The organism is Arthrobacter rhamnosi, from assembly GCF_054510975.1.
Map to the genome: position 1 here is coordinate 24077 of NZ_JBTNDN010000007.1, position 26757 is coordinate 50833.

The following is a 26757-nucleotide window of genomic DNA, read 5'->3' on the forward strand; positions in this document are numbered from 1 at the left end:
ACCCATGACAAAAGATATCCAGATCGCCTTCGGCGTCGACGTCGATGCCGTTGCCGGCATGCTCGGCTCGTACGGCGGCGAGGACTCCCCCTGCGACATCTCCCGCGGGCTCTTCAGCGGGGAGGTCGGCGGTCCCCGGATCCTGCGCCTCTTCGAGAAGTACTCCCTCCCCTCCACCTGGTTCGTCCCGGGCCACTCGATCGAGACCTTCCCGGACCTCACCCGGATGATCGTCGACGCCGGCCACGAGATCGGCGTCCACGGCTATTCGCACGAGAACCCGATTGCCATGACCCGCGAGCAGGAGACGGCGATCCTCGACAGGTCGATCGACCTCATCGAGAAGGTCTCGGGCCGGCGTCCTACCGGCTATGTGGCCCCATGGTGGGAGTTCTCGCCCATCACCAACGAGATCCTGCTCGAGCGCGGCATCAAGTACGACCACTCGCTCATGCACAACGACTTCGAGCCCTACTACGTGAGGGTCGGCGACAGCTGGACGAAGATCGACTACACCCAGCCCGCCGAGTCCTGGATGAAGCCCCTCGTCCGCGGGCAGGAGACCGACCTCGTGGAGATCCCGGCCAACTGGTACCTCGACGACCTCCCTCCCATGATGTTCATCAAGGCCTCACCGAACTCCCACGGCTTCGTCAACCCCCGGGACATCGAGCAGATGTGGCGGGACCAGTTCGACTGGGTCTACGCCGAGATGGACTCCGCCGTCTACACCATGACGATCCACCCGGACGTCTCGGGTCGGCCGCAGGTCCTGCTCATGCTCGAGCGCCTCATTCAGCACTTCAACTCCCATGAGGGAGTCACCTGGCACACCTTCGACCAGATCGCCGACTCGTTCCTGGCACGCAATCCCCGAAAGGAATCGAACTGATGTCCACCAAAGAGGCGGGTGTCGACCTTTCGACACCGACGAGTAACGAGCAACGCAATTTCCCCGTGTTCTCGAAGAAGAAGACCAGCACGGCGACCGTCCTCGCCCTCTGCGCCTGGACCGTCGCGGTCTTCGACTACGGACTGTTCGGCACCCTGCTGCCCGCCATGCAGGACGAGTTCGGCTGGACGGCGCCGGAAGCGTACGCCGTCAACACCTGGATCGCGGTCGGAACGGCCATCGTCTGCTTCGGCATCGGACCGGTGATCGACCGCCTCGGCCGCAAGAAGGGCATGATGCTGACCGTCGGCGGGACCGCCGTCATCTCCGGCATCACCGCCCTCATCCCGGCGACCCTCGGCTTCGCCAGCAACGCGCTCCTGGTCCTCGTCCGGTCCTTCGGCGGACTGGGCTTCTCGGAGCAGGCCGTGAATGCGACCTACATGAACGAGGTCTACCAGGTCACCGAGGACGAGCGGAAGCGCAAGCGTCCCGGCTTCCACTACTCCTTCATCCAGGGCGGCTGGCCGCTGGGCTTCCTCCTCGCGAGTGCCCTCGGACTGGCGTTCCTGCCCCTCCTGGGCTGGCGCGCGCTCTACCTCATGGCCACGATCCCGGCGATCATCATCGTCCTGCTCATCAGCAAGAAGCTGAAGGAGACGCCGCAGTTCGAGTTGCACCAGCGCCTCACCGAACTGGAGAAGGGCGGCAAGAGCGACGAAGCCCACGCACTCGCCGCCGCCTACGGCGTCGAGCACTCCTCGGTGTCGCCGCTCAAGCGCATCTGGGAAGGCGAGTTCCGCCGCAACACGATCGTCTTCTCACTCGCCTGGATCCTGAACTTCTTCGGCATCGCGATCTTCAGCGTCCTCGGCACCTCGGTGCTCGCCAACGCCAAGGGCGTCGAGCTGACCGACGCCTTCCTGCTACTGATCGTCATCAACATGCTCGCCTACTTCGGCTACGTCTTCCACGGCTGGATCGGTGACAAGGTGGGCCGGAAGAGGACCATCATCGTGGGCTGGATCATCTCGGGCCTGTCCTTCGCCGTGATGCTGAGCCCCCTCGTCTCCAGCCCGTTCCTGATCATCCTCACCTACGGCACCGGCCTGTTCTTCCTGGTGGGCCCCTACGCCGCCATCCAGTACTTCATGGCCGAGTGCTACCCCGTCAGCTGCCGGGCCACGGGCCTTGCCTTCATCGGCGCCATGAGCCAACCGGGGACGATCATCGGCGGCGCCCTGTTCACCATCGTCGCCGCTGCGGCAGGCACCGGTGCGGCGGCCCTGTGGGTCGGCGCCGTCGGCACCCTGCTCTCCGGCGTCCTGATGATCGCGGCCCGGCCCGTCGCGGCCGTCGCCCTCGAGGAGCCCCATGCCACAGTCTGAGGTAGCCATCGTTACGGGTGCCGCCAGCGGTATCGGCCGCGCCCTCGCCGTCCACTACGCCGGCCGGAACGTCCGGACCGTCATCGGCACCTTCCCCGGCGACCCGCACGACCCGGAGGAGACCCTCTCCGGTGTGCGGGCCGCCGGCGGCGAGGCCGTCATCCACGAGGTCGACGTCCGCTCCACTCCTTCGGTGGATGCGTTCGCACAGCGCGCCCTGGATGAGTACGGACGCCTGGACTACGCCATCGCGAACGCGGGTATCCTCCGCAACGCTCCGCTGAACGAGCTGACGGACGATCTCTGGACGGCCATGCTCGACGTCGACCTGACCGGCGTGCTCCGTACGCTGCGGTCCGCGTCGCAGCGGATGGACGGACCGGGTGCGCTCGTCGCCGTATCCTCCATCGCCGGTGGCGTGTACGGGTGGGAGGAACACGCGCACTACGCCTCGGCCAAGGCGGGTGTCCTCGGGCTGATCCGGAGCGTCGCGTCGGAACTGGGGCCGCGGCAGATCCGCGCCAACGCGGTGATCCCCGGCCTGATCGAGACACCCCAGTCCCTCGACCCGGTCAACTCACTGGGCCCCGAGGGCCTCGAGCGGGCCGGCAAGGACATCCCGTGGGGGCGCGTGGGCCGGCCGGAGGAGGTGGCCGACGTGATCGGGTTCCTGACCTCGGACGCTTCCCGGTACATCACCGGGCAGTCGCTCATCGTGGACGGCGGCCTGACCATCAAGATGCGCGCATGACGGCGGCTGGAACGGGCGGTCCCCGGGGTGCCGGCGGTCCCCGCACCGTCGTCGTGACCGGAGGCGCCAGCGGGATCGGGGCGGCGATCGCCGACGGGTTCGCCGCACAGGGGGACACGGTGGTGGTGCTGGACCGCGCCCCCGGGCCCGGGGTCATCGAGATCGACGTCGCGCGGGAGGACAGCGTGAGGAGCGCCTTCGCGGCCGCCCGCGACCGGGTCGGGACCATCGACATCCTGGTCAACAGCGCCGGGCTGCTCACCGAGTCCCCGATCGAGGACATGTCGCTGGAGCTCTGGTCGGAGACCATCTCGGTGGACCTCACCGGGGTGTTCCTCTGCTGCCGGGAAGTGGTCGGTTCGATGCGGCAACAGCGATGGGGGCGGATCATCAACATCTCCTCGCAGCTGGGCATCAAGGGCGGCACGGGACTCGGCCACTACAGCGCGGCGAAGGCCGGGGTGATCGGGATGACCAAGGCCCTGGCCCTCGAGGTCTCCGCCGACAACGTCCTGGCCAACTGCATCGCCCCTGGACCGATCGAGACACCGCTCGTCGACGGGATCTCCGAGGACTGGAAGGTGGCGAAGCGTGCGGAGTTGCCCCTGCGGCGGTTCGGCGTGCCGGCCGAGGTGGCTCCGACGGCCCTGCTCCTCGCCAGCGATCCGGGCGGCAACCTGTTCGTCGGCCAGACCCTCGGCCCGAACTCCGGCGACGTGATGCCGTGACGACCGGCGTCAAGGGCTCCTGATGTGTGGGGCGTGCGGCCGGACGGTCGTCGCCGATCCGGCGCTCGGACCGGTGCGGACCACGCGGGACCTGCTGGTCGTGGCGCAACTGGTGAACTCGATCACCACCGGGCTGCCCGGCGGGCCCGTCGTGCGGGTGAGTGGCGACTCCTGGATCCTCGCGGGACGCACGGGCAGCAGCACCAGGTGCGACACCGTCGAGCAGTTGTGGACCGCGCTGCTGCAGCAGTCTGTGCGGTCGCCTGAGGCCGCGGCACGATTGAGGGAGCGCATCGCCGACGGGCTGCCCGGTGCGTCCCCGCTCGCCGGGCGGGTCTTGCAGGAAGGACTTTCGGTGTGCGCCCACTGACGGCTGCCGGAGCGCCTTAGCGCCGTAGGTCCTGCCAGACCGGCCTCGCTCGCTGCTTTCGCAGTGGGCGGGGCCGTCGTCGTTGCGGGCTGAGTCGCCGTCGTTCTCTAGTTTTGACGCCCCAAACGCGTGTCGCGGCGGAACACGCCGGTCCTCGAGCCGTACGTCTGCAAAAGCCGGGAACGAAGGCATGCCATGTGCGGCTTTGCGCCCAAATGCTCGCTTGGAAGCGCCTGTTGCGGCAGGAAAATCCGGTCTGCGGCACGCGCACAGGCGAGAACCGGGATCGACGGCGGGGCCTGCGCGGCTTCCTGCACGCGTTTCGCTTTGAAGCGCGTGTCGCGCTCCAACACGCCGTCATCGGAGCAATCTGTCGGTGAAACGCGTGCACGACGCCGCACCCGGTCCACCAAGCCCTGGTCGACGGCACTCCGGGCCGCCGAACCGCCGCCGCGCCGAGCACCCGAGCCACCCGCCGCCGAACCGCCGTCACCGAGCCTGCCGGCACGCACCGCACCCGCATCAGCCTTCGCGCAGCTTTGCCCAAGGTCACCCGGAATCGGGCAAACCGTCCCGGCGCGTACAGCAGGATGAACGAGGATCATTTAGGGGGAGGGCTCGGGTCGATGGGCGCAAGGGATCGCGAGTGGTTCCATGAGGGCCGCGACGCCCGGATGAACGGCGTGCGCCGGTCGCCGTCGGGCAGGATCCCGGAATGGTCGCTCGACGACGCCCTCCGTCAGGCCTCTACTCCCCCGCCCTGGCGCCCCGGTCCGGCACCGAAGAAGCGCCGCCGGCCGAGGGCAAGGCTGCGGTTCGGGACCGTAGGCGCGCTCGCGCTCCTCGTCCTCCTGTACCTGACGCCGACGCTGTTCGACCGCTACGTGCTGCCCGCCGCCCTGCCGTACCTGCCCGGCGCCGAGGTGCCGCCCCGGGGCGTCGAGGCCGGCGACGTCCCACTCGGGGTTCCGCCGCCCGCACCGGCGTCGAACGCGTTCAAGCTGATGGAGTCGCCGGTCGAGGACCAGGAGTGGGTGGCGTACGACCCCTGCCGCCCCGTGCACTACGTCGTCCGGCCGGACAACGCCCCGGCGGGGTCGGAGAGACTCGTCCAAGAAGCCGTCGCGGAGGTCTCGGCCGCCACAGGACTGCAGTTCGTGGACGACGGCACCACGACGGAGGCGCCCACTGAGGACCGCGACCTGTACCAGCCGGAGCTGTACGGCAAGAGGTGGGTCCCGGTACTCATCACATGGACGGGCCCCAGCGAAATCCCGGGACTCGAGGGTGACGTGGCCGGCCTCGGCGGCAGCGACTACGCCCAGATACCGGGACACCCACTGGTGTACGTGGGCGGGCAGGTGCAGCTCGATGCACCCGATGCCGCCGAGACCCTGCAGTACCCGGACGGCCGCGCGTACCTGAAGGCGACCATCATGCACGAGCTCGGGCACGTCGTCGGGCTCGATCACGTCGATGACCCTCATCAGCTCATGTACGCGGACAACATCGGGCAGACCTCCTTCGGCGACGGAGACCGCGCCGGCCTCGCACTGCTCGGCACCGGTCCCTGCGTGCCCGGACTGTGAGTCCTTGACCCCCGGCGTGCAGCATCCCTAGCGTGAAGTCATGACCTCCCCCGATATCCGGTTCTACTTCGACCCCGTCTGCCCCTTCGCGTGGATGACCAGCAAGTGGGTGCGCATGGTGTCGGAGCAGCGCGACTACTCGGTGGAGTGGCGCTTCATCTCGCTCCGCCTGCTCAACGCCGCCATCGACTACGACACCCACTTCCCCGCCGGCTACGAAGCCGGGCATACCGCGGGCCTGCGCCTGCTGCGCGTCGCCGCACGCACCCGGGAGGAGCACGGGCCCGACGCCGTCGGGCGCCTCTACGAGCGGCTCGGCACCCGGATCTTCGACACGCAGAAGGATGACTCCGACGGCGGCCACCGCGGGACTGCGGACTTCCTGGTGCCGGTCCTCGCGGAGGCCGGGCTGCCCGAACACCTCGCCGACGCCCTGGAGGACTCCTCGCTCGACGCCGCCCTCCAGGCGGAGACGGACGAGGCCCTGTCCCTGACGGGCAAGGACGTCGGGACGCCGATCATCCATTTCGAGCCGCCGGAGGGCGTGGCCTTCTTCGGTCCCGTGATCAGCCGCCTGCCCGATCCCGATCAGGCCGTCGAACTCTGGGACCACGTGCTGGGCCTGGCGCAGTTCCCCGGTTTCGCCGAGCTCAAGAGGAGCCTGCGGGAGCGCCCCCAGCTGCGCAGCTTCGGCATGGCGGAAGACGAGGCCGGGCTGCAGGAGGACTGGCACGGCGGGAGCCGCCGGACCAGGAAGTAGATCGCCCGGCCCCATGCAGCGCGCGGAATGGTACCTGTCACGGTCATGTCGCTGTACGGCCGAAGCGGATTCCACCGAGGGACGTCAACGACGTACCCTAGGCGAATGAGCAATGAAGCTTCCGCAGCGATCCTCGCCCCGTTCGATCCGGACGGCGGGGACGACCAGCCTGCCGCAGCACTCGAGACGCTCATCTCGACGGTCGAGGCGGAGGTCGCGGAGCTCCAGTTCACCCGCTTCACCAACGACGACGCCGTGGCGCTCGGGCAGCTCCTCGTCCAGCTCGGCGTTAGCCGCAACCTGCCGATCGCGATCAGCATCTGCAAGCCGAACCACATCCTCTTCCGCGCCGCGCTCGACGGCGCCACCCCCGACAACGACTACTGGCTCGATGCGAAGGGCCGCACGGCGGCGCGCTACTTCGTGCCGTCGCTGCTCGTCGGCCTGCGTGCACGACGCAACGGCGGCCACGCCGAGGACAACCCGATGTTCGACACCTCGACGCATGCCGCCCATGGGGGCTCGTTCCCGCTGTACGTCCGGGGCGTGGGACCCGTGGCCACTGTGACGGTGTCCGGACTGCCGCAGCTCGAGGACCACAAGCTCGTCGTCGAGGCCCTGCGCACCTTCCACGCGGCCGACGGCCTCTAACAGGGCACCGTGCAGCCGCGTCAGCGCGGCACCCGGATCACCCCTCCACGCGACGCTGGCTCGCCAGGGGGAACTGCCGGCGGGCGTCCGCGACCGCCGGAAGGTGCAGGTCCACGGTCAGGACGTCCTCCGCCGGACCGCACGAGCCCAGCACCTCCCCCAGGGGGCCGGCCACCATACTTCGGCCGATCGACACCGGTTCGGCCTGGGACACACCCGCGACGAATACGCCGTTGTCCAGTGCACGCGCACGGAGCAGCACCTCCCACTGGTCCGTCTTGCCCGGTCCCGGCACCCACGACGACGGCGCCAGGACCACCTGCGCTCCCGCGTCCGCCAGCGCCCGCGCCACTCCCGGGAACCGCAGGTCGTAGCAGGTGAGCAGTCCGACGACGGTGCCGTCCAGGGAGAAGGTGACGGGTCCGACGTCGGGCGCCGGTTTGATGTGCCGGGACTCATGGAAGCCCTGGCTGTCGAAGAGATGGATCTTGCGGTAGGCCGCGACCAGGGAGCCGGTGGGGTCCAGCGCGACGATGGTGTTGTAGGCACGCTCGTGGTCCTCGGAGGTCTCGATCACCCCTGCCACCACCCTGATCGCGTGCCGACGGGCCATCGCCGCGAGCGACCGGACCACGTCGCCGTCGAGCGGTTCCGCGGCCGTGACGAACGACCTGTCCACCCGGCTCTTCTCGTAGCTCGCGTACTCGGGGAAGACCGCGAGGTTGGAGCCGGCGTCGGCCGCCGCGGCAGCGACCTCCTCCATCCGGGCGAGGTTCGCTGCGGTGTCCGGGCCGGACGCGAGCTGCCCGAGGGTGATGCGCATACCTCCTATGAAACGACTTCCTTCTCCACCGACGCCAGTTCGGGCGGCGCGGAGCGGAAGCCGCGTGTGATGACGGCGAGCACGACGATGCCGATCGCGAGCCAGACGAGGCCGAGCGTGATCGCCGTGGGGTCGAGCTGGGTGAGCAGAAAGGCGTCGACCACGGCGCCGACGGCGGGGATCACCAGGTAGGAGAAGGGGTTCAGGCTGCGCCCGGTCCGCTTCTCGCGCAGGTAGTAGGCGATGACGGACACGTTGACCAGGGTGAACGCGGTGAAGGCACCGAAGTTGATGAACGAGGTGGACGTGGCGACGTCGAGGAAGACCGCCACGAGTCCCACGATGCCCGTGATGACGAGGTTGATCACCGGCGTGCGGAAGCGGTCGTGGAGGTAGCCGAACACCTTCCGCGGCAGCACGGCGTCGCGCCCCATCGCGTAGAGCAGGCGGGATGCGCTCGCTTGGGCTGCGAGACCGGAGGCGAACTGCGCGACGACGAGGCCCGCGAGGAAGACCGCGCCGAAGAGCTGGCCGCCGATCTGCAGGGCGATGTCGGAGGCGAGTGAGGCCGAGTCCTCGAACGTGCCACCGGGGCGGATCAGCTGGGTCACGTAGGAGACGGACACGAAGATGGCTCCGCCGATCAGCGCGATGAGCATGATGGCGCGCGGCATCGTCTTCTTCGGCTCCACGGTCTCCTCGGTGAGGGTCGTGACGGCGTCGAACCCGAGGAAGGAGTACGCGGCGATGGCCGCACCGGCAGCGATGGTACCGAGGTTCGCCGTCGGGTTGATGAACGGTGCCGAGCTCACCAGCGCGCCGGCGCCCGACGTGCTGACGAGGGTCCCGATGGTCAGTGCCACGAAGATGCCGATGACGAGCAGCTGGAACGCCATCAGGAGGTAGTTCGCCTTCTCGGCGACCCGGATCCCGATGACGTTGAGCACGGTGGTCACGAGCACGAAGGCCAGGATCCACACCCAGATCGGGGTGCCCGGGAACTGCGCGGTGAGGTAGGACCCGCCGATCAGCCAGATGACCATCGGCAGGAAGAGGTAGTCGAGCAGGATGGCCCATCCGACCAGGAACCCGATGCGGGCGTCGATGGTGCGCCGGACGTAGGTGTAGGCGGAGCCGGCGACGGGGAACGCGACGGCCATGCGTCCGTAGCTGTGCGCCGTGAAGAGCATCGCGAGGAGGGCGAGGAGGTAGGCCGACGGCGATGCGCCGCCCGTCGCCTCGGCAATGACGCCGAAGATCGCCAGGACGATCAGGGGTGTGAGGTAGGCGAGCCCGAACAGGACGAGCGAGGGCAGCCGGAGGGTGCGGGTGAGCTGGGACGAGGTCTGCATGGCTAGTCCTGACGGGCAGTGGACGCGGGGGTCCAGGTGGCTGGATCGATGCGGCCGGAGTACATGGGCAGCTCGATCGGGGTCTCATGGGCGCGGAACTGGGACCACATGCGGTTCAGCCCCGCGGTGCCGTGCGTGCGCACATAGTCGATGCGCGACAGGTCGAGAGTTGCCGCCATCATCCCGGTACCGTCGTCGTCGAGAGACTCGAGGACCGCGCCCTCCGGGTCCACGATGAGGCTCTGACCGCGTCCGGTGGGGCCGGCACAGTTGACGCTGACGATGAACACCTGGTTGACGATGGCGTTGGCCCGGGCGAGGACCAACTCGTGCTCGCGGTCCTCCGTGGTGGTCTTGACGACGTTGAGGATCACGTCCGCGCCGAGCCAGGCGAGCTGGCGGGTCACTTCGGGGAACCACGCGTCGTAGCAGATGGACAGACCGGCCCGGCCGTAGCCCTCGAGGTCGACGGTGACGAAGGCGTCGCCGGGATCGTACGGCTCAAAGGGACGCCACGGGAAGATCTTGCGGTAGCTCGCCTCGAGCTCGCCCTGCGGGGAGAACACGAGGGCGGTGTTGAACAGCTGCCCCTCGGGCCCGCGCTCGCAGATGCTTCCGGGCACGAGCCACACGCCGAGGTCCCCGGCGAGCTGTGCGAGCTCCCGCACGAGGGGCCCGTCGAGGGGCTGCGCAGACTCCTGGAGCGCTTCCGTGCGCGCCTGGTCGGGGTAGCCGTCACCGAACAGGTGCAGTTCGGGGTAGACGAGGAGCCGGGTTCCGGGATGCGCCGCGAGGGCATTGGAGACCTGGGTGGCGAAGACCGAGAGTGGTTCGCCGATCGCGATCGGTTCGGACTGGACCGCGAGGAGCGGTAGGGGCTGTGACATGGGTCGCCTTGGCTTGCAGTGACGGGGCTCACGCAATATTAGCTCACATTGAACTATTATCAAGGCGGGACGACGTTAGGGTGAAACCATGGCTGCTGAAGTGCGGGAACCGCCGGGTACGGCGGCGTCGTCTCCCCTGCCGTCTGCACTGCCGGCTCCTATGCCCTCTGCCCTGCCGCCCGGCCTGCCGCCCGGTCACGGACGGCGCAGCGCCATCGATGCCGTCCGCGCCCGCATCGCCACCTCCATCTCGCTCGGCCTTATCCAACCCGGCGAACGGCTGCCGGACCAGGCCGATATCGCCCTGGGGCTCTCGGTCAGTCCGATGACAGCCCGTCGGGCGATGGCGAGCCTTGCCGACGAGGGGATCGTCGTCCGGCGGCGTGGACGTGACGGCGGTACCTTCGTCGCGGCGGATCCTCCCGCCGTCGCCCTGGAGAGGCTGTCCCTGGGACTGCCGGATGCCGCGGCCGTCCACGATCTGGTGGACCGGCGCCTCCTCGCCGAGTGCGCGGTCACCCACTTCGCCGCCGTCAACGCCACGGAGGACGAGCTGGAGGCGCTGGAGGCGCTGACGCAGCGCATGGGGAAGGCCACCAACTGGTCGGAATACCACCAGGCCGACGACGCCTTCCACCGGTCCGTGGCCGCGGCGTCCCACCTCGGTGCTGCCACCGCCGTGTATTCGGCAGCCCTCGGCGAGCTGTACGAGCACTTCGTCCCGTACCCCATCGACGCACTGCACCGCGCCAACGAGGACCACATCGACCTGGTGCGTGCGCTGCGGAGGCGCGACGCGGTTCAGGCGGTCTCGATCGCCCACGCGCACGTCGACAGCCTGCACTCGACGATGTTCATGGAACTCGCGCGTCGCGCCTAGCTGCCGGTCGCCGGTCCGGCCGGTCCGGCCGGTCCGGCCGGTCCTCCTATGACCTCCCGCATGACCGCTCACACGACCTCTCGCCTGACCTCCCGCATGACCGAATATGACGGGGACCACTGGCGTTGCCGATGCCCGGTGCGCTTAGCTGTAGCCATAACCATCCCGAGCGGCCGAGAGACCTGGATCGACGACGCCGCAGCAACCCTCCCTGTGTAGCAACGGGGAACGGTGCTACTGCCAGGACCGATGGAGAAGCTACACGCTTTCGTTGGTCTCCCCTCCCGTGCTTCCGCACGCCCGGGTGATCGCTGGCTGTCCTGTCTGCCCTCCATCGGGCGATGATTCAGGAGCCCAGCGTGACAACAGCAAGCCCCAGCACACCCCGTACCCTCGCGTTGCTCGCGGCAGCGGCCGGCCTTCTCCTCACCACATCGGGCTGCGGAGGATCAGCGGCAGCCAGCGAGGACGACACGTTCGTGTTCGCCACCGGCAAGGACATCTCGTGCCTCGACCCCCACGTCGACGGCGACATGCCGCAGGCCTCGATCGCGGCGAACTACCTCGACTCCCTGGTCTCCCAGGACAGCGAGGGCGCCATCCATCCGTGGCTCGCCACGGACTGGTCCGTGTCCGACGACGGCCTCACCTACACCTTCACGGTGCGCGACGACGTCTGGTTCACCGACGGCACGAAGTTCACTGCGGAGGCGGTCAAGGCGAACCTCGACCACATGGTCGACCCGGACACGCAGTCCGGAACGGCCGGCGGCTACCTCAAGCCCTACACCTCCACCGAGGTGGTCGACGAGACCACCGCGGTCGTCACGCTCAACCGCCCCTACGCGGCATTCCTCGAGGTACTCGCCCAGCCGTTCCTCGGCATCGAGTCACCTGAGGCCCTCAAGCGCCCGCGGGCCGAGAACTGCAACGCGCCGGTGGGCTCGGGCCCCTACAAGATCGTCGACTACGTGCCGCAGTCGAAGGTCAGCCTCGTCCGCAACGAGGACTACAACTCCGCTCCTCCCTATGCGAAGCACCAGGGCCCGGCCCACATCGAGAAGATCGAGTGGCGGATCGTCCCCGAGGACTCCACACGCTACGGACTCCTCCGTGCCGGCCAGGTGGACGCCCTCGACCTCATGCCGTCGGTGCACTTCGACGAGGCCGAGGCCGATCCGAACGTCGAACTCATCCTGCAGGACCGGCCCGGGAACCCGACCAACCTGATCCTGAACACCACGCGCGCACCGTTCGACGACATCGACGTCCGCAAGGCCTTCCTGCGCAGCGCCTATGTGGACGCGGGCATCAACAGCGTGTACTTCGGCACCGTGACGCGGGCCGGCGGACCACTCAGCTCCACCACCGGCTTCTACTCCCCCGACTTCGAGCACGTCTACGATCCGGACCCCGAGGAGGCGGCACGCCTGCTCGACGAGGCCGGCTGGACCGAACGCGACGACGAGGGCTACCGCGTGAAGGACGGCCAGCGCCTCACGGTGCACTTCCCCTACACACCTGACTGGTGGCCCACAGCGCACCAGGCCCTGGTCACCCAGATCCAGGCGACGGCGAAGAAGGCAGGGTTCGAGGTGCTGATCGAGAACGGCGACGGCGCCAGCGTCAGCGAACTCGGCAACAACTTCGAGTACGACCTCCGCGCCGACTACTGGAACACCAACACCGCTGACGTGCTGCGCATCGTCTTCTCCTCGGAGTACACGGAGTCGGCGGGCTTCGTGCCCAACGGCTCGGGCTTCCGCAACCCGGAGCTCGACGACATCCTCAACGACGCACTCGCGACCGACGACCCGGAGGTCCGCAAGGACCTCTACTACCAGGCGCAGCAGATCGTGAGCGACAACGCCCTCCAGCTCCCGCTCTACAACCAGGCCAGCCAGGTGGCGCTCCGTAGCGACCGCTTCACCTCCCTGGCCCTCGAGCCGAGCCTCTCCCTCCCCTACCTCTACGACGTCACGGCGGTCGATTCCGAATGAGCACCTCCTCCCTCGATTCCCTCAGCGCGGCACCCCGCACCACCGCGACCGTCGGCAGTGCCGGCAACGTCATCCTCCGACGGATCGCCGGCAGTGTCTTCGTCCTCTGGGCCGCAGTGACCCTCACGTTCTTCGTCCTCCGCCTCACGCCCGGTGATCCGGTCACCGCGATCCTCGGCGGCGCGGGCTCGTCGCCGTCGCCCGAGACCGTCGCGGCGGTCCGGGCGGAGTACGGGCTGGACCAGCCGGTCCTCGTCCAGTACTTCAGCTACCTCGGCAACCTCGTCACCGGGGACTTCGGAGTGTCCTACATCTTCAAGGTCCCGGTCGTGGAGATCATCGGCCCGCAGATCCTTCCCACGCTACAGCTCGCCGGGCTCGCCCTGGTCTTCGCATGGGCAATCGCACTGGCCTTCACCCTCCTGACGGTGGGCCGCGGGCGCGTGCTCGACGGCGTCGGCCGTGCGGTCGAGGTGTTCTTCGCATCCCTCCCCCAGTTCTGGGTCGGCATCATGCTCGCTGTCGTCTTCGCCGTCATCCTCGGCTGGTTCCCGGTAGCGGGGAATGACGGATTCAAGTCGCTCGTGCTGCCGGCGCTGTCGCTCGGAGTCCCCCTCGCCGGGTTCATCGCCCAGGTGACGCGGTCCTCCTTCGATGACGCCCTCGCGCAGCCGTTCGTCCTCAGCGCCCGGGCCCGTGGCCTGAGCGACACGGCCGTCCGGATCACGCACGCACTGCGCCACGCGATCCTCCCCGGCCTCACGCTCTCAGCCTGGGCGGTGGGCTCGCTCGTCAGTTCCGCCGTCGTCGCCGAGATCATCTTCGCCCGCCCGGGCCTCGGCAGGTCCCTCGTGGACGCCATCGTGAACCGCGACCTGCCCATCACCCTCGCGGTGGTGTTCATCACCGCAGCGGTCTACATCCTCGTGAACCTCGCCGTGGACCTCCTCTACCGCGTGGTCGACCCCCGCACGAACCCGAAGGGATCAGCAGCATGAGCCTCACCCTCGACCCCACTCCGACGGCGGAGGGCGGCACCGCCGTTCCCTTGTCGCCCGCACCGGCCCCTTCGCGTGCAGGACGCCTGGTCCGCAACACGCCGATCGGTGTCTGGATCGCCGCCGCGCTCCTCGCCTTCCTGGTGCTCGCAGCACTCGCTCCGTTCGTGTTCCTGCGGCAGGATCCCTTCGAGATCGACCCCGCCAACGCCTTCCAGTCACCCAACGCCCTCCATCTGTTCGGCACGGACCAGAACGGCCGTGATGTCTTCTCCCGCGTCATCGCCGGTACGGGCCAGTCGCTGCTGCTCGGCCTCGCCGCCACGGCGATCGGGCTGATCCTCGGTGGCGCGCTCGGCATCACCGCCGGTGTCTCCGGCAAGTGGCTGGACTCGGCGATCTGCCGCTTCGTCGAGGTGCTGTTCGCCTTCCCGGGCCTGCTCCTGGCCCTGATCGTCATCGCGGTATCCGGCACCGGCGTCGTCACCGCTGCCATCGCCGTCGGGGTCGGTTCCGCCCCCGGTTATGCAAGGATGCTCCGCACCCAGACCCTGCAGGTCGTGGCAGCTCCGTATGTGGAAACAGCTCTGTCGCTCGGCCGGTCCCGGTCCCACATCCTCTGGCACACGATCGTCCCCAACGTGGCGCGCCCCCTCTTCGTCCTCGTCACCCTCGGCATCGGACAGGCCATCGTCTGGGCGTCGTCGCTGAGCTTCCTCGGACTGGGCGCGCAGCCGCCCGCCGCGGAGTGGGGCGCCATGCTCGCCGACGGACGCAACTACCTCCAGGTCGCCTGGTGGATCGCGGCCTTCCCCGGCATCTTCATCACCCTGGCCGCGCTGACCACCACCGTGGTGGGCCACCACCTGCAGCGCCGACTCGAAGCAGAGGTCTGACATGACTGAGAACACCAGCGGCACCGCAGGGCAGCAGCCCCTGCTCGCCATCGACAACCTGAACGTCTCCTTCACCACGCCGCGCGGCACGGTCGACGTCGTCCGCGACGTCTCGCTGGCCCTGGCGCCCGGCAAGGCGCTGGCCCTCGTGGGTGAGTCGGGCTCCGGCAAGACCGTCACGGCCCGCACGCTCGTCGGGCTCAATGCGGCCAACGCCCGGGTGACCGCCGACCGGCTCGACGTACTCGGCCACGACGCGACCCGCCTGTCGGAACGGCAGTGGCGCGGACTGCGCGGCAAGGACATCGGCTACGTGCTGCAGGACGCCCTCGTGTCCCTCGACCCCCTGCGGACGGTGGGCCAGGAGATCGACGAGGCACTCCGGGCGCACGGCGTCCGCGGCAAGGCCGAGCGGCAGGAACGGGTCCACGCCGCCCTGCGGGACGCCGGAATCCCCGACCCCGAGGTCCGTGCGCGCCAGCGCTCCGGCGAACTGTCCGGTGGCCTGCGCCAGCGTGCACTGATCGCCCAGGCCACGGTGCTCAACCCGCAGCTCGTGATCGCCGACGAACCGACCACCGCACTGGACGCCACGGTCCAGGCGCAGATCCTCGAGCTGCTGGCCGGACTGAAGGAGCAGGGCCGTGGGCTCATCTTCATCTCGCACGATCTCGCCGTCGTCAGCCATCTCGCGGACGAGATCGCCGTCATGCAGAACGGGCGCATCGTCGAATCCGGTCGGGCGTCCGAGGTGCTGGGCAACCCGCGCCACGAGTACACGCGCCAGCTGATCGATGCCGTGCCCTCCGCTGCTGGCAAGGGCACGCGGCTGTCCGCCGTGCCGCGGGTCTCGGTGACCTCCCGGCCCACGCGGCTCTCGGCATTCTCCGACGCGGCCCCGGCCCTCGAGGCCCGCAACCTCGTCAAGACCTACGCGTCCCCGGACGGCACGCGCCGCACCGTGGTCGACGACGTCTCCTTCACGGTGCCCGCGGGCAAGACTCTGGGCATCGTCGGTGAATCGGGATCGGGGAAGTCGACGACGGCGCGCATCGCGCTCGGCCTCACCGAGCCCGACGCCGGAACGGTCACCCTGGGCGGGCTGCCGTGGGTGGGGCACGTCGAAGGCACCGCCGGCGTCCATGCCGATCGCAGTGATAGCAGGGAGCGCCGGCCCTCCCGGCTCTCCGGGTCCGTCGGCGGCCGGCGAGCGCGGGGCGCGACTGCTGCGGCTTCCGTGACCGAGGATCTCCGCCGCCCACACCGGCCCGACATCCAGCTCGTCAACCAGGATCCGCTGAGTTCCTTCGATCCGCGGTTCAGCGTGGGCCGGGTCATCACCGACGCCCTGGACGCCGGTGCCGTGGGAACGCCGGGCGAGCGGAGGGACCGGGCGGCCGAACTCCTCGGGCAGGTGGGCCTGCCGCTCGACCTCATCGAGCGGCGGCCGCTCACCCTCTCGGGTGGGCAGCGCCAGCGCGTGGCCATCGCCCGTGCCCTCGCGCTCCAGCCACGTGTCCTGCTGCTCGACGAGCCCGTTTCCGCCCTCGATGTCTCGATCCAGGCGCAGGTCCTCGACCTGCTCGCGGACCTCCAGGAGCAACTCGGATTGAGCTACCTCTTCATCAGCCATGACCTCGGCGTCATCCACCACGTGAGCGACGACGTCCTGGTCCTCAAGGACGGCCGCGTGGTCGAGTCGGGTAGCGCCGAGGCGATCTTCACCACCCCGACCACGGACTACACGCGGGCGCTGCTCGCCGCCGTTCCGGAGATGCCCGAGCGCCGGTCCGCCGTCGTCGTTCCCGGCGCCCCGACCGCGCAGGGTGACGCAGGAGCCGACCGATGACCGCCTGCGCCACCGACGGCCGGTTCGCGGTCATCGCATCCCCGTGCGCACAGAATCCAGCAGGAGCTGACCGATGACCACTGAAACCCTGACCGCACCCGTGACCTACGGCCGACTCGCGGAACGGTTCCGACCCCTGTTCGACGAGATCGCGGCCGGGGCCGCGGAGCGCGAGAACGAGCGGATCCTGCTGCACCGCCAGGTGCGTCAGCTCGTCGATGCAGGCTTCACCGCGCTGCGGGTTCCCGTCGAGCTCGGAGGTGGCGGGCTCTCGGCGCCGCAGTTCTTCCGGCTGCTCATCGAACTCGCTGCCGCCGAGTCGAACCTCGCACAGGCCCTTCGGTCCCACATCGCGTTCGTCGAGGACCGGCTCTACGCGAACGATACTGTCTGGCTGCGTCGCGTCGCCGAAGGAGCGGTGCTGGGCAACGCGTGGACGGAGACCGGACCTGTCGCCGTCGGCGGTGTCAGTACCACCATCACGCGCGACGGCGAGGACTACCGCGTCGACGGCACAAAGTACTACACGACCGGAAGCCTGTACGCCGACTGGATTCAGACGGGTGCGCGCACGGACGACGGCGTCGACGTGATCGCCCTCGTGCGGCGGGACGCGCCCGGGGTCGAGGTCATCGATGACTGGGACGGGTTCGGTCAGCGCCTGACCGCGAGCGGCACGTCCGTCTTCCGGAACGTCGTCGTGCCGGCCGAGGACGTCATCATCGAGGCGGACCACCCGCCGTACGACACGGGTGTCTACCAGCTCATGCATGTCGCAACGCTTGCGGGGATCGCCCGCGCAGCTGTCCGGGACGTGGCTGCGGAGGTGCGCGGGAGGACCCGTACCTTCAGTCACGGAAACGGAACAAGGCCCAGTGAGGACATCCAGGTGCAGCAGGTGGTGGGGGAAGTCTCGGCTCTCGCGTTCGCGTCCGAGGCTGCTGCACTCCGGGTGGCCGAACTGGTGCAGGAGGCCTACGAAGCGCACCTCGACCTCCCGCGCGAGGAGGCGGACTCTGCCGCAGTAGCGGTGGAATTCGCTTCCTCACAGGCGCAGATCGTGGTGACGGAGCAGGTCCAGCGTGCTGCTTCGACGATCTTCAACGCTCTCGGCGCATCGTCGACCCGGAAGGGCCTCCAGCTCGACCGGCACTGGCGGAACGCCCGCACCATCTCGTCGCACAACCCCGTGATCTACAAGTCGAGGATCGTCGGCGACTGGGAGATCAACGGGACCGTGCCGGAATTCGTGTGGCGGGCAGGCAATGCACCGCGGACGACGACGGCGGAGACCGGCGCGGGCGCGTAGCGCGGGGCTCGTGGGGGTGTAGCACGGGCCGGTGCGGGTGATCGTCCCGGGTTCGTGCGGGCGAGCGATGCCGGGCAGGTCGCCCCTGGTCTTCGTAAGGTATGGGATTTACATGCCCTTGTTAAAAGGAGAAGGAGCGTCCTCTAGTTGTCCACATAGGCTCCCGGGGCCGCTGGAGTAGTACGTGTGTTCGATAAATTTGGGGTATGGCCATCGCCCCGCTCGAGCGTCCCCCGCAGACCCCGACCTCTGTCGAGTCGGCGTGCGTTGCCCTCGCGGAGTGTGCCCGGGAGGTGAGCCTGCAGGGCGGCGTTCTGTCCCGGCCGGAGGCGCTGCAGCTCATCGTCGACGTCGAACAGGCCTCGAGGATCGTGGATCATCTGCAGGTACTCGCCGCCCGCCTGGCGGAGGAGCACTACCGGGTCGACGAGCCTGATCCCGGCAGTACGTCCGGTGCTGGGTCGCTGCTAGCCCGAGCGGAACAGACGGTCCGCGCCGATGCCCCGTCGCTGGCCGATTCCGGCCCCGCTTCCTCGGGCACCGCTTCCTCGGATCCCGAATTGTCCGACCGTCACGGCGCCCTGTCATCCGCGTGGGGTGCGGGGGCGGGTGCGGCAGCGGATGGGTTCAGGGATTGCGCGGATTTCCTGCGCGGCACCTTGGGGATCAGCCGTGCCGAGGCCCGCCGCCGGCTGGCGCTGGCGGAGCTGGTGCTGCCCCGCACCTCTCCTACGGGAGCCCCGCTGCCGGCCCGACTAGAAACCCTCGGTGCGGCGACTAAGGCGGCCCAGGTCAGTGGGCGGGCCGCGACGATCGTGTCCCAGGCCGTGCACCGGGTCCAGTCCTTCGCCACCCCGGAGCAACTCGACTCCATGGAGTCCCATCTCACCCGGCAGGCGGTGGAGTCCGACGAGGACATCCTGCGGGTCCTGGCCCACCGCTGGGAAGGAGTCCTCGATCAGGACGGGCAGGAACCATCAGAGAAGGTCCTCCGCGCGAGGCAGGGCGTGTTCCTCAAGGGCCGCCGCCACGGCCTGCACGTCCTGGAAATCGGCGCCACCGACGAGCAGTTCGAACACCTCGCCACCGTCATGAACACCGCCACCAACCCCCGCACACAACCCGGCTCCACTAGTGCTGCGGGTGCTGCTGCTAGCACCGATAGCTGCGACAGCGCCACCACCGCCCCGAGCGGCGCAGGATCCAGCAACGACACAGGCTCAGGGTCAGGCACCAGCACGGGTACAGGCGCCGACGAAGGATCGCATACCGGGCCAGGCACCACCGACGACTCCCGCTGGGGTTCGGGTGCGGGTGTGATCGGTGATCCGGAGGGTGCGACGAGGGCCCAGCTGCTGCTGGAGGGACTGGTCGGCGCGTGCAGGATCGCCCTGAGCACCGGCGGTCTTCCCGCGACCGGCGGTCACCGGCCCCAGGTGATGGTGACCATCGACTACCAGGACCTCCTCGGCCACGCCCAGCACCCCGGACAGGGAATCTTCGCCGGGCAGGCCACCGCCCGGACCATCCGGCGGATCGCCTGTGATGCGGACATCATCCCGATCATCCTCGGCGGAGCGGGTCAGGTCCTGGACCTCGGACGAGCCCAACGCCTCTTCCCGCCCCACCTGCGCCGGGCCCTGGTCGCCCGCGACAAGGGCTGCGCCTTCCCGGACTGTTCTATCCCCGCCCCCTGGTGCGAAGCCCACCACATCGACCCCTGGTCCCGCGGCGGCACCACCGGCCTCACCAACGGGGTCCTGCTGTGCTCGAGACACCACCACCTCATCCACCAAGGCCACTGGAAGGTGCAACCCCGAGACGGTGTCCCCTGGTTCCACGCACCCGGGCACCCCGGCCGGGCAGGAACACCCCGCACCAACACCTACTGGAACACCGGACAAGCCGTCCACCACCAACTCCACCAACTCGACGAAGGGCTGGCACGTGGAGAAATCCTGCAGGAGGAACCACTCCACGATCCATCCCGCCCGGCCCCCACGATCCCTGGTTGGAACCGACCGGAACACATAAAACCGGCCACCCCTAATTGGGATTGGCCCGAACAGACAAAGCCGGCGAGCCTTGGCTGGAACCGACCGGAACATACAGAACCGGCCACCCCTAATTGGAATTGGCCCGAACAGTCAGAGTCCACCAGCCCCGGCTGGAACCGACCCGAGCAGACGGGCCCAGCCAGTCCTGGCTGGGGTTGGCCGGAGCAGGCGAGGTCAGACCAAACCTGACCAAAGCCCAGCACCGAGCCGGCCAATTCCACGAGGGCCCGCCCGGACTCTGCGCTCGAACGCACGTCCGGATCGGAACGCAGGTCGATATCTAAAGGCTAGTCGGCATCTAGGACACGCTGGTATCCGAATCCACGTCGAGGCGCACCGTAGTTAGCAAAAGCGACACCGCGCTGACCCAGCGGACACGCGAAAGGCGGCGCTCAGAGAGCGCCGCCTTTCGTAGTTCTTACGACCTCAAGGCCCCCTGGATGGCCTCCGCGATCGGCGTCTCGCCGCTGTTGAACTGGATGGTCTTGTCCACCGTCCCGAGATCACCGAGCACGACGGCAGCCACGTGGGCGACATCCTCCCGGGGAACGGAGTCGCGCTGCGGCTTGTCCGATACCTCGATCTTGCCGGTTCCAGGGTCGATGGTCAGGGAACCAGGTCCCAGGATGGTCCACGCGAGTTCCGACTTCCGCAGGTGCTCGTCCGCCGCCGCCTTCGCCTCCGCATAGTGGAAGAAGCCGTTGTCCTTCGGCACCCCGTGGTCCTTGCTGGCCCCGAGATAGGAAACCATGACGTAGCGGCCGATCGAAGCTTCCGTCGCTGCATCCATAGACCGGATGGCTGCATCCCGATCGACCGCGTACGTGGCCTCGGGGCTGCTGCCGCCCGCACCCGCGGACCACACGACGGCGTCATGCCCCCGGAAGAGGTCGGCCATCTGCTCCACCGACAGCTCCGCGACGTCTGCCACGACGGGCGTACCTCCCGCCTGCTCGACGTCGGAAGCGTGGTCCTGGTTGCGGAAGATCGAGCTCACCCGGTGGCCCTGGCTCGTGAGGATCTTCGTCAGGTGCAGAGCTACTTTTCCGTGTCCACCGATGATGGCTACGCGTGACATGGGAACTCCTTCAGGTCGTCGGCTGTCTTGCTTTCGACGCTAGTCCCCTTGCCCGAGGGCTGGCCACCTACCGGCAAGCGTTCAGCCACCGGCGCACGCCTATTCCCGGTTCCGCCTGTGGATGCTTAGGGGGCTTCGATAGGCAGCAGCAGGTCCTTCACCGAGGGATCCGTGCGCAGGAACTCCTGCACAGCGGGGTCGGCGAACGCCTCGGTGAGCTTCTTGATGTTGTCCGTGTCGACGTAATCGGTGCCGACCGTGAGTTGTGCGGCGAACTCGTCGGGCGCCGGAGGCGCGAAGATCTGCTTCTCGAGCGGAATCTTGGCGGCCGTGTAGTACTCGGTGTAGCCGACGGCAGCATCCAGGTCCGGCAGTGCCCTGGACTGAGCGCCGAAGTCGAGGAGGGTGAACTTCAGGTTCTTCGGATTCGAGGCGATGTCATCCTGCGTCGCCTCCCACTTGTCGGTGCCCTCCTTGAGCGTGATCAGCCCTGCCCGCTCCAGCAGCCAGAGACCCTGGGCCTCGTTCGCCGGGTCCGAGTAGAGGGAGATGGTGCCGCCATCGGGAATCTGGTCCACGCTCGTGTACTTGTCCGACCAGATGCCGAATCCCCAACGGAAGACGGGCGCCACTGCCGTCTCGCGGAAGTCCGGGTTGGCCTCCAGCACCTGTCCGAGCCACAGCTCGTGCTGGTACACCGTCGCGGCGACCTCGCCCTCGCTGACGGCCCGGTTGATGGTGTTGCTGTCGCTCAATCCCTTGAACTCGATGTCGATGCCGTACTTCGGCGCGATGTCCCGGTCAATGAATTCGATGAGCGCCTGCTCCGCGTGGTTCCCCTCGGCGGTCGCAACGAGGAGGGTTGCGCCTTCCGTTTCCGCCGCAGACTCGGACGGGTTCAGCAGTGGCACGGCAATGAAGGCGCCGGCGGCAACGACGGCGACGGCCCCGCCTGCGATCCATGGTGCCTTGCGCCGCTTGCGGAGGGTGAATCCATGGTCCGCACCTGCTGGCGAGGAAGTCGTCGATGTTGGCTCAGGAGTGGTGTTTTCGGACATGGCAATGCCTTTCTGGGCGCGCTCGGGGAAGCGCAGGGGTGGGATGAGCATGAAAGAAACGGAGAGGATGGGGGGTGACGCGCGGGAACGTCAGGCGCGCTGCAGACGCTTCTGCGGAGTCGTGAAGCGTACGAGGCGGTCTCCGACGATCTGCACGAGAGCGACTGTCACCACCAGGATCACGATCGTCGCAAGCATGACGGTGTTGTCGAAGCGCTGGTAACCGTAGGTGACGGCCACGTACCCGATACCGCCGGCACCGATGGTGCCCGCGATGGCTGAGTACTCGATCATCGCGATCACCTGGATGGTGAGCCCGCCGATGACTGCCGGGACAGCCTCGCTGAACTGCGCCGTGCGCATGATCTGCAGGTTGGAGCCGCCGGCGGCCCGGGCCACCTGGACCATGGACGGCGGCACGGACCGCAGCGAGTTCTCGACGATACGCGTGAAGAACGCGATACCGGCCAGGGACATCGGGACCACGGCGGCCGCGATGCCGATGTTCGTGCCGGTGATGAACCGGGTGAACGGAACGATGGCCGCCATGAGGATCAGGAACGGAAGCGATCGTCCGATGCTGATGATCCAGCTCAGTGCCGCGTGGAGTGCGGGGCGTTCGTAGAGGCCACCGGGCGCGACGTTGTGGAGGAGGACTCCGAGGGGCGTACCGATGACGATGACGACAGCCATGACGATGCCGACCATTGTCAAGGTCTCGCCATAGGCGGGCAGCAGCAGCGCCGGCAGGTCGTTGAAGGGGACGTCGGTGCGGGGAAGAATGAGTGCGCTCATGCCACGTCCTCCAGCACGGCCGCGGCCGGAAGGAGCTGGTGCGACTGGCCGCCTCCACCGCCGTCGGGCGTTCCGCTGAGTCCGTAGCGTGCGAGCACACCCTGGACCCGGACGTCGTCGTCGGTTCCGATGCCGAGCGTCGCGCTCCCGGTGTTGACGCCGTGGACCGTCTCGACGGAGGCACCCAGAAGGTGCACCACGGCGTCGAGGTCCCCGGTGAGCCGCTGGATCCAGTCTCCGGGCACATCGGTCGAGTCGTAGGTGACGTACCAGGTACGGGTTCCGGCCTCCGGTCCGGCATGGCCGCGCCGGGGCTGCAGCGACCGCCCGAGGAGGGAATCGTGCGAGGTCAGGAGTTCCACGAGGTCGCCCTGCTCGACGATGCGACCGTGGTCCAGCCGCGCCACCGTGTCGGCGACCTGCCGCACGGTGTCCATCTCGTGGGTGATGAAGACGACGGTGAGGTCGAGGTCGTTGCGCAGCTGACGGATGAGGCCGACGACGGATCGGGTGGTCTCCGGATCGAGCCCCGAGGTCGCCTCGTCCGCCAGGAGGATGGACGGCCGCAGCGCGAGCGCCCGAGCGATTCCCACGCGCTGCGCCTGGCCGCCGGAGAGCTGGAACGGGTAGTGGCCGGCCTTGTCCGACAGCCCCACGCGGTCCAGTAACTCGGCAACACGGGCCCGCGCCTCGCCAGGAGTGACGCCGAGGTATTCGAGGGGCAGGGCGATGTTCTCCGCGGCGGTCCGGCGGCTGAGCAGGCTCGAGGACTGGAACACCGTGCCGATACGGCGGCGCGCCTCACGCAGACGCTTCTCCGGCAGGCCCGACAGCTCCTCGCCATTGACGACGACGGCCCCCGACGTGGGACGTTCGAGCAGGTTGATGCACTGGGCGAGGGTGCTCTTGCCTGCACCGCTCGGCCCGACGACGGCAGCGATGCGGCCAGTGGGCACCTCGAAATCGAGGTGGTCGAGCACGGTGACGGCAGCGTGCCCACGACCGTAGGTCTTGGTCAGGTGTCGAAGCGAGATCATGGTGTTCCTTGGGCAGGACGCGGTGAGGCAACGTCGATGGGATGGGCGCGCTGCAGGTTCGGCCGCCGGGAAGCCGGCGGGCCGTGTCAGATCAGTGCGGCGTCAGGGGCGGACGGACTGGAGCCGGTAGCGCGCTCCGCGGTGCTCCTCGGGGAGACGGTCGCCCTTGCCGAACAGCTTGTTGCGCAGGGTTCCCTCGACGTACTCCGTGGGATAGGCACCACGCTTCTGCAGCTCGGGGACCACGTACTCGATGACGTCCTCGAAGGAGCCGGGGGTGATGGCGTACGCGAGGTTGAAGCCGTCGACGTCGGTCTCCTCGACCCACGCCTGAAGCTCGTCCGCAACCTGAGCGCCTGAACCGACGATGCGCGGACCAAGCCCACCGATCCCGCCCCATTCGGCGATGTCCCGCACGGTCCAGGGTTTGCCGTCGTCGTTCACCTTCTGGAAGGTGGCGACGGCCGAGTGGATGGCGTTGGACTTCACGTTGCCGAGCGGCTCATCGGGAGCGTAGACGGACAGGTCGACGCCGAACCAGCCGGAGACGAGCACGAGCGCTCCCTCGTAGCTGACGTACTTCTGGTACTCGGCGTGCTTCGCCTGGGCCTTCTCCTCGGTCTCGTCCGTGATGACGGTGAGCAGGGTGTAGATCCGCACGGAGTAGCGGTCACGTCCCTCGGCCTCGACGGCGTCACGGATCTTCTTCACGACGTCCTTCAGGATCGCCTTCGACGGTGCACCCACGAAGACCGCCTCGGCGTTTCCTGCTGCAAAGGCGATACCGCGGGAGGAGGCCCCCGCCTGGAAGATGACCGGGGTGCGCTGCGGCGAAGGCTCGCTAAGGTGGATCCCCGGGACGGTGAAGTACTTGCCGTCGTGGTTGATGTCATGGACCTTCGCCGGGTCGGTGAAGACCCCGGCCTCACGGTCCCGGATCACGGCGTCGTCCTCCCAGGACCCCTCGAGCAGCTTGTAGAGCACCTCGAGGTACTCGTCCGCGTGGTTGTAGCGCTCATCGTGCTCGAGCTGGTCCTCGTTGCCCATGTTCCGCGCGGCGGAGGGAAGGTAGCCGGTGACCACGTTCCAGCCGACCCTGCCATTGGTGAGGTGGTCGAGCGTGGAGAGCCTGCGTGCGAACGGGTAGGGGTGCTCGTACGCGGTGCCCGCCGTGACTCCGAAACCGAGGTGCTCCGTGACGAGGGCCATGGCGGAGACGAGGAGGAACGGATCGTTGACCGGGGTCTGCGTCCCCTGGCGCAGCGTGGCCTCGTTGGAACCGCCGTAGACGTCGTAGGTGCCGAGCACGTCGGCGATGAAGATGCCGTCGAACAGGCCCTTCTCCAGGGTCTTGGCGAGGTCGGCCCAGTACCGCAGGTCCTTGTAGCGCCACGACTGATCGTCCGGGTGCCGCCACAGGCCCGGCGACTGGTGGCCCACGCAGTTCATGTCGAAGGCATTGAAGCGGATATGGCGCGGTGATGCGGGCATGGAAAATCCTCATGTCAGGGCACTGCCATGAGGGAAGCGCCATACTTGCCCGCATGGTGCATGCCGGGCCGAATCCTCACCTGGGGCACCCCGCTACAGCGAGAGGGTTGCCGTCCAACAAACCAGGGTTTGACGTTGGAACTCTTGATTCTGGGAATGAGCCTAGATGCCCATCCGCGCCGGCGTCCATATGCACCCGTCACAGTGCGTCACGATCGGCAATGCCTCACGTGCAGCACAGCATCAGCGGAGGTAGGACGCCCCATTCACGTCGACCACGGTGCCGCTGACCCAGAGCGGAGCATCCGTGGCGAGCCATGCCGCGGTCTGCGCCACCTCCTCCGGCGTCGCCACGCGGTTGAACGGACTCTGTGCCCGGACAGCGTCGCCCTCCGGACTGTCGAGCACCGACCGTCCCATGTCCGTCTCGACGAAGCCGGGCGCGACCGCCGCCGAGAGGATGCCGGAGGGTGCGAGCGCGACGGCCAGCGACTGGGTCATGGAGTGCAGCGCAGCCTTGCTCGCCCCGTAGGCAGGGGTGAGGGGCTCACCCCGGTAGGCGCCGCGGGAGCCCACGCTGATCAGCCGACCGCCCTCGGGGCCGGAGGGCCGGTCCAGCAGGTGGCGCGCCACGAGCCAGGCCAGGTTCGCCGGCCCCAGCAGGTTGACGGCGAGGGTGCGGCGCCAGGCATGCTGCCAGTCGTCGAAGGACGCCCGGGCAACCGGATGCGCCTCGAAGATCCCCGCATTGTTCACGAGGACGTCGACCCCACCGAGTTCCCGCACGGTTTCATCGACGATCCGCACGCACTCCTCCGGATCGGCGACATCGCCGACGACGACGGAGTGACCTGCGCCCGGCAGGGCATCGCGGACCGCCAGGGCCGCGGTCGCATCACGTCCTGCATGCACGGCGATGCGGTGCCCCCGTCCGGCCAGCTCATGGGCGATGGCGGCGCCGATCCCGCGGCTCGCGCCGGTTACCAGAATGCTCAGTGTCATGGATCAGACGCTACAGCCCGCATTGCGCCGGGAGCCCGAAGAGCACGGGTGGAATCGGACAACCGAAAAAGAGGCAGAACCAGGAAGTCCACCTTGCTACGCTGTCAAGCTACTGC

At 68.4% G+C, this 26757-nt stretch carries 25 protein-coding genes and 2 riboswitches; of the genes, 15 read left to right on the forward strand and 10 right to left on the reverse strand.

Features of this window, described 5'->3' with window-relative positions; genetic code table 11:
* Positions 1-4 precede the first annotated feature (4 nt).
* Genes ACX80J_RS14835 through ACX80J_RS14855 form a run of 5 tightly spaced genes read left to right on the forward strand, consistent with a single transcriptional unit; the run spans position 5 to position 4129 of the window.
* Positions 5-892: a polysaccharide deacetylase family protein gene (locus tag ACX80J_RS14835; RefSeq protein ID WP_459348304.1), complete on the forward strand. Its 888-nt coding sequence runs from the start codon at positions 5-7 to the stop codon at positions 890-892.
* Entirely contained in the window at positions 892-2280 is a 1389-nt protein-coding gene (locus ACX80J_RS14840) for an MFS transporter (RefSeq protein ID WP_459344909.1), read from the forward strand. Before ACX80J_RS14835 ends, ACX80J_RS14840 begins: the two co-directional genes overlap by 1 nt.
* Positions 2267-3031 carry an SDR family NAD(P)-dependent oxidoreductase gene (locus ACX80J_RS14845; protein ID WP_459348305.1) on the forward strand — a complete coding sequence of 255 codons (765 nt, stop codon included), beginning with the start codon at positions 2267-2269 and terminating at the stop codon, positions 3029-3031. Before ACX80J_RS14840 ends, ACX80J_RS14845 begins: the two co-directional genes overlap by 14 nt.
* Complete coding sequence (locus ACX80J_RS14850) at positions 3028-3759, forward strand: SDR family NAD(P)-dependent oxidoreductase (RefSeq protein WP_459348306.1); 732 nt, start codon at positions 3028-3030, stop codon at positions 3757-3759. Before ACX80J_RS14845 ends, ACX80J_RS14850 begins: the two co-directional genes overlap by 4 nt.
* A 22-nt stretch (positions 3760-3781) precedes the next feature.
* On the forward strand, positions 3782-4129 hold the full coding sequence (locus ACX80J_RS14855; protein WP_459348307.1) for a hypothetical protein: 348 nt from the start codon (positions 3782-3784) through the stop codon (positions 4127-4129).
* 107 nt (positions 4130-4236) lie between these two features.
* Here ACX80J_RS14855 and ACX80J_RS14860 read toward each other — a convergent pair whose 3' ends face one another.
* Positions 4237-4482: a hypothetical protein gene (locus ACX80J_RS14860; RefSeq protein WP_459348308.1), complete on the reverse strand. Its 246-nt coding sequence runs from the start codon at positions 4480-4482 to the stop codon at positions 4237-4239.
* A 273-nt stretch (positions 4483-4755) separates the two neighbouring features.
* Here ACX80J_RS14860 and ACX80J_RS14865 point away from each other — a divergent pair, with 273 nt between their 5' ends.
* The 3 genes from ACX80J_RS14865 (at position 4756) to ACX80J_RS14875 (ending at position 7129) form a co-directional block, all read left to right on the forward strand.
* Positions 4756-5718, forward strand: a complete 963-nt coding sequence (locus ACX80J_RS14865) for a matrixin family metalloprotease (protein ID WP_459348309.1) — start codon at positions 4756-4758, stop codon at positions 5716-5718.
* A gap of 40 nt (positions 5719-5758) precedes the next feature.
* On the forward strand, positions 5759-6478 hold the full coding sequence (locus ACX80J_RS14870) for a mycothiol-dependent nitroreductase Rv2466c family protein (protein ID WP_459348310.1): 720 nt from the start codon (positions 5759-5761) through the stop codon (positions 6476-6478).
* 105 nt (positions 6479-6583) lie between these two features.
* The gene (locus ACX80J_RS14875) at positions 6584-7129 is read left to right on the forward strand and encodes a heme-degrading domain-containing protein (protein ID WP_459348311.1); all 546 of its coding nucleotides are present in this window, start codon (positions 6584-6586) and stop codon (positions 7127-7129) included.
* A 37-nt stretch (positions 7130-7166) separates the two neighbouring features.
* Here ACX80J_RS14875 and ACX80J_RS14880 read toward each other — a convergent pair whose 3' ends face one another.
* Genes ACX80J_RS14880 through ACX80J_RS14890 form a run of 3 tightly spaced genes read right to left on the reverse strand, consistent with a single transcriptional unit; the run spans position 7167 to position 10191 of the window.
* On the reverse strand, positions 7167-7952 hold the full coding sequence (locus tag ACX80J_RS14880; protein ID WP_459348312.1) for a carbon-nitrogen hydrolase family protein: 786 nt from the start codon (positions 7950-7952) through the stop codon (positions 7167-7169).
* A gap of 5 nt (positions 7953-7957) precedes the next feature.
* The gene (locus ACX80J_RS14885; RefSeq protein ID WP_459348313.1) at positions 7958-9304 is read right to left on the reverse strand and encodes an APC family permease; all 1347 of its coding nucleotides are present in this window, start codon (positions 9302-9304) and stop codon (positions 7958-7960) included.
* 2 nt (positions 9305-9306) lie between these two features.
* Complete coding sequence (locus ACX80J_RS14890) at positions 9307-10191, reverse strand: carbon-nitrogen hydrolase family protein (RefSeq protein ID WP_459348314.1); 885 nt, start codon at positions 10189-10191, stop codon at positions 9307-9309.
* Positions 10192-10279: 88 nt separating this feature from the next.
* Between ACX80J_RS14890 and ACX80J_RS14895 the strand changes: the two genes are divergently transcribed.
* From ACX80J_RS14895 to ACX80J_RS14925, 7 genes are all read left to right on the forward strand, one after another.
* Positions 10280-11071, forward strand: coding sequence for a FadR/GntR family transcriptional regulator (locus ACX80J_RS14895; RefSeq protein WP_459344899.1), 792 nt, complete (start codon positions 10280-10282; stop codon positions 11069-11071).
* A 157-nt stretch (positions 11072-11228) separates the two neighbouring features.
* A riboswitch (SAM riboswitch) is annotated at positions 11229-11327 on the forward strand.
* A gap of 103 nt (positions 11328-11430) precedes the next feature.
* On the forward strand, positions 11431-13071 hold the full coding sequence (locus tag ACX80J_RS14900) for an ABC transporter substrate-binding protein (protein WP_459348315.1): 1641 nt from the start codon (positions 11431-11433) through the stop codon (positions 13069-13071).
* Positions 13068-14069, forward strand: coding sequence for an ABC transporter permease (locus tag ACX80J_RS14905; RefSeq protein ID WP_459348316.1), 1002 nt, complete (start codon positions 13068-13070; stop codon positions 14067-14069). Before ACX80J_RS14900 ends, ACX80J_RS14905 begins: the two co-directional genes overlap by 4 nt.
* Positions 14066-14965, forward strand: a complete 900-nt coding sequence (locus tag ACX80J_RS14910) for an ABC transporter permease (RefSeq protein WP_459348317.1) — start codon at positions 14066-14068, stop codon at positions 14963-14965. The genes ACX80J_RS14905 and ACX80J_RS14910 overlap by 4 nt, the downstream gene beginning before the upstream one ends.
* Position 14966: 1 nt before the next feature.
* Positions 14967-16814, forward strand: coding sequence for a dipeptide ABC transporter ATP-binding protein (locus ACX80J_RS14915; RefSeq protein WP_459348318.1), 1848 nt, complete (start codon positions 14967-14969; stop codon positions 16812-16814).
* Between the two features lie 73 nt (positions 16815-16887).
* Positions 16888-18123 (forward strand): acyl-CoA dehydrogenase family protein, encoded by a 1236-nt coding sequence (locus tag ACX80J_RS14920; protein WP_459348319.1) that lies wholly within the window; start codon positions 16888-16890, stop codon positions 18121-18123.
* A gap of 206 nt (positions 18124-18329) precedes the next feature.
* Positions 18330-20369 carry an HNH endonuclease signature motif containing protein gene (locus ACX80J_RS14925; protein WP_459348320.1) on the forward strand — a complete coding sequence of 680 codons (2040 nt, stop codon included), beginning with the start codon at positions 18330-18332 and terminating at the stop codon, positions 20367-20369.
* 229 nt (positions 20370-20598) lie between these two features.
* On the opposite strand, the gene ACX80J_RS14930 is transcribed toward ACX80J_RS14925, so the two are convergent.
* The 6 genes from ACX80J_RS14930 to ACX80J_RS14955 all read right to left on the reverse strand — a co-directional run bounded on the left by ACX80J_RS14930 (position 20599) and on the right by ACX80J_RS14955 (position 26641).
* Complete coding sequence (locus ACX80J_RS14930) at positions 20599-21258, reverse strand: SDR family oxidoreductase (RefSeq protein WP_459348321.1); 660 nt, start codon at positions 21256-21258, stop codon at positions 20599-20601.
* A 125-nt stretch (positions 21259-21383) separates the two neighbouring features.
* Complete coding sequence (locus ACX80J_RS14935) at positions 21384-22316, reverse strand: MetQ/NlpA family ABC transporter substrate-binding protein (RefSeq protein ID WP_459348322.1); 933 nt, start codon at positions 22314-22316, stop codon at positions 21384-21386.
* Between the two features lie 90 nt (positions 22317-22406).
* On the reverse strand, positions 22407-23111 hold the full coding sequence (locus ACX80J_RS14940) for a methionine ABC transporter permease (RefSeq protein WP_459348323.1): 705 nt from the start codon (positions 23109-23111) through the stop codon (positions 22407-22409).
* Positions 23108-24148 carry a methionine ABC transporter ATP-binding protein gene (locus ACX80J_RS14945; protein WP_459348324.1) on the reverse strand — a complete coding sequence of 347 codons (1041 nt, stop codon included), beginning with the start codon at positions 24146-24148 and terminating at the stop codon, positions 23108-23110. Before ACX80J_RS14945 ends, ACX80J_RS14940 begins: the two co-directional genes overlap by 4 nt.
* 102 nt (positions 24149-24250) lie before the next feature.
* Entirely contained in the window at positions 24251-25639 is a 1389-nt protein-coding gene (locus ACX80J_RS14950) for an LLM class flavin-dependent oxidoreductase (protein WP_459348325.1), read from the reverse strand.
* A gap of 36 nt (positions 25640-25675) precedes the next feature.
* A riboswitch (SAM riboswitch) is annotated at positions 25676-25789 on the reverse strand.
* A gap of 93 nt (positions 25790-25882) precedes the next feature.
* Entirely contained in the window at positions 25883-26641 is a 759-nt protein-coding gene (locus tag ACX80J_RS14955; RefSeq protein WP_459344887.1) for an SDR family NAD(P)-dependent oxidoreductase, read from the reverse strand.
* Between the last annotated feature and the right edge of the window lie 116 nt (positions 26642-26757).

Coding starts and splice junctions, on each gene's coding strand:
- ACX80J_RS14835 (WP_459348304.1), top strand. CDS start 5: ATGACAAAAGATATCCAGATCGCCTTCGGCGTCGACGTCGATGCCGTT.
- ACX80J_RS14840 (WP_459344909.1), top strand. CDS start 892: ATGTCCACCAAAGAGGCGGGTGTCGACCTTTCGACACCGACGAGTAAC.
- ACX80J_RS14845 (WP_459348305.1), top strand. CDS start 2,267: ATGCCACAGTCTGAGGTAGCCATCGTTACGGGTGCCGCCAGCGGTATC.
- ACX80J_RS14850 (WP_459348306.1), top strand. CDS start 3,028: ATGACGGCGGCTGGAACGGGCGGTCCCCGGGGTGCCGGCGGTCCCCGC.
- ACX80J_RS14855 (WP_459348307.1), top strand. CDS start 3,782: ATGTGTGGGGCGTGCGGCCGGACGGTCGTCGCCGATCCGGCGCTCGGA.
- ACX80J_RS14865 (WP_459348309.1), top strand. CDS start 4,756: ATGGGCGCAAGGGATCGCGAGTGGTTCCATGAGGGCCGCGACGCCCGG.
- ACX80J_RS14870 (WP_459348310.1), top strand. CDS start 5,759: ATGACCTCCCCCGATATCCGGTTCTACTTCGACCCCGTCTGCCCCTTC.
- ACX80J_RS14875 (WP_459348311.1), top strand. CDS start 6,584: ATGAGCAATGAAGCTTCCGCAGCGATCCTCGCCCCGTTCGATCCGGAC.
- ACX80J_RS14880 (WP_459348312.1), bottom strand. CDS start 7,952: ATGCGCATCACCCTCGGGCAGCTCGCGTCCGGCCCGGACACCGCAGCG.
- ACX80J_RS14885 (WP_459348313.1), bottom strand. CDS start 9,304: ATGCAGACCTCGTCCCAGCTCACCCGCACCCTCCGGCTGCCCTCGCTC.
- ACX80J_RS14890 (WP_459348314.1), bottom strand. CDS start 10,191: ATGTCACAGCCCCTACCGCTCCTCGCGGTCCAGTCCGAACCGATCGCG.
- ACX80J_RS14895 (WP_459344899.1), top strand. CDS start 10,280: ATGGCTGCTGAAGTGCGGGAACCGCCGGGTACGGCGGCGTCGTCTCCC.
- ACX80J_RS14905 (WP_459348316.1), top strand. CDS start 13,068: ATGAGCACCTCCTCCCTCGATTCCCTCAGCGCGGCACCCCGCACCACC.
- ACX80J_RS14910 (WP_459348317.1), top strand. CDS start 14,066: ATGAGCCTCACCCTCGACCCCACTCCGACGGCGGAGGGCGGCACCGCC.
- ACX80J_RS14915 (WP_459348318.1), top strand. CDS start 14,967: ATGACTGAGAACACCAGCGGCACCGCAGGGCAGCAGCCCCTGCTCGCC.
- ACX80J_RS14920 (WP_459348319.1), top strand. CDS start 16,888: ATGACCACTGAAACCCTGACCGCACCCGTGACCTACGGCCGACTCGCG.
- ACX80J_RS14925 (WP_459348320.1), top strand. CDS start 18,330: ATGGCCATCGCCCCGCTCGAGCGTCCCCCGCAGACCCCGACCTCTGTC.
- ACX80J_RS14930 (WP_459348321.1), bottom strand. CDS start 21,258: ATGTCACGCGTAGCCATCATCGGTGGACACGGAAAAGTAGCTCTGCAC.
- ACX80J_RS14935 (WP_459348322.1), bottom strand. CDS start 22,316: ATGTCCGAAAACACCACTCCTGAGCCAACATCGACGACTTCCTCGCCA.
- ACX80J_RS14940 (WP_459348323.1), bottom strand. CDS start 23,111: ATGAGCGCACTCATTCTTCCCCGCACCGACGTCCCCTTCAACGACCTG.
- ACX80J_RS14945 (WP_459348324.1), bottom strand. CDS start 24,148: ATGATCTCGCTTCGACACCTGACCAAGACCTACGGTCGTGGGCACGCT.
- ACX80J_RS14950 (WP_459348325.1), bottom strand. CDS start 25,639: ATGCCCGCATCACCGCGCCATATCCGCTTCAATGCCTTCGACATGAAC.
- ACX80J_RS14955 (WP_459344887.1), bottom strand. CDS start 26,641: ATGACACTGAGCATTCTGGTAACCGGCGCGAGCCGCGGGATCGGCGCC.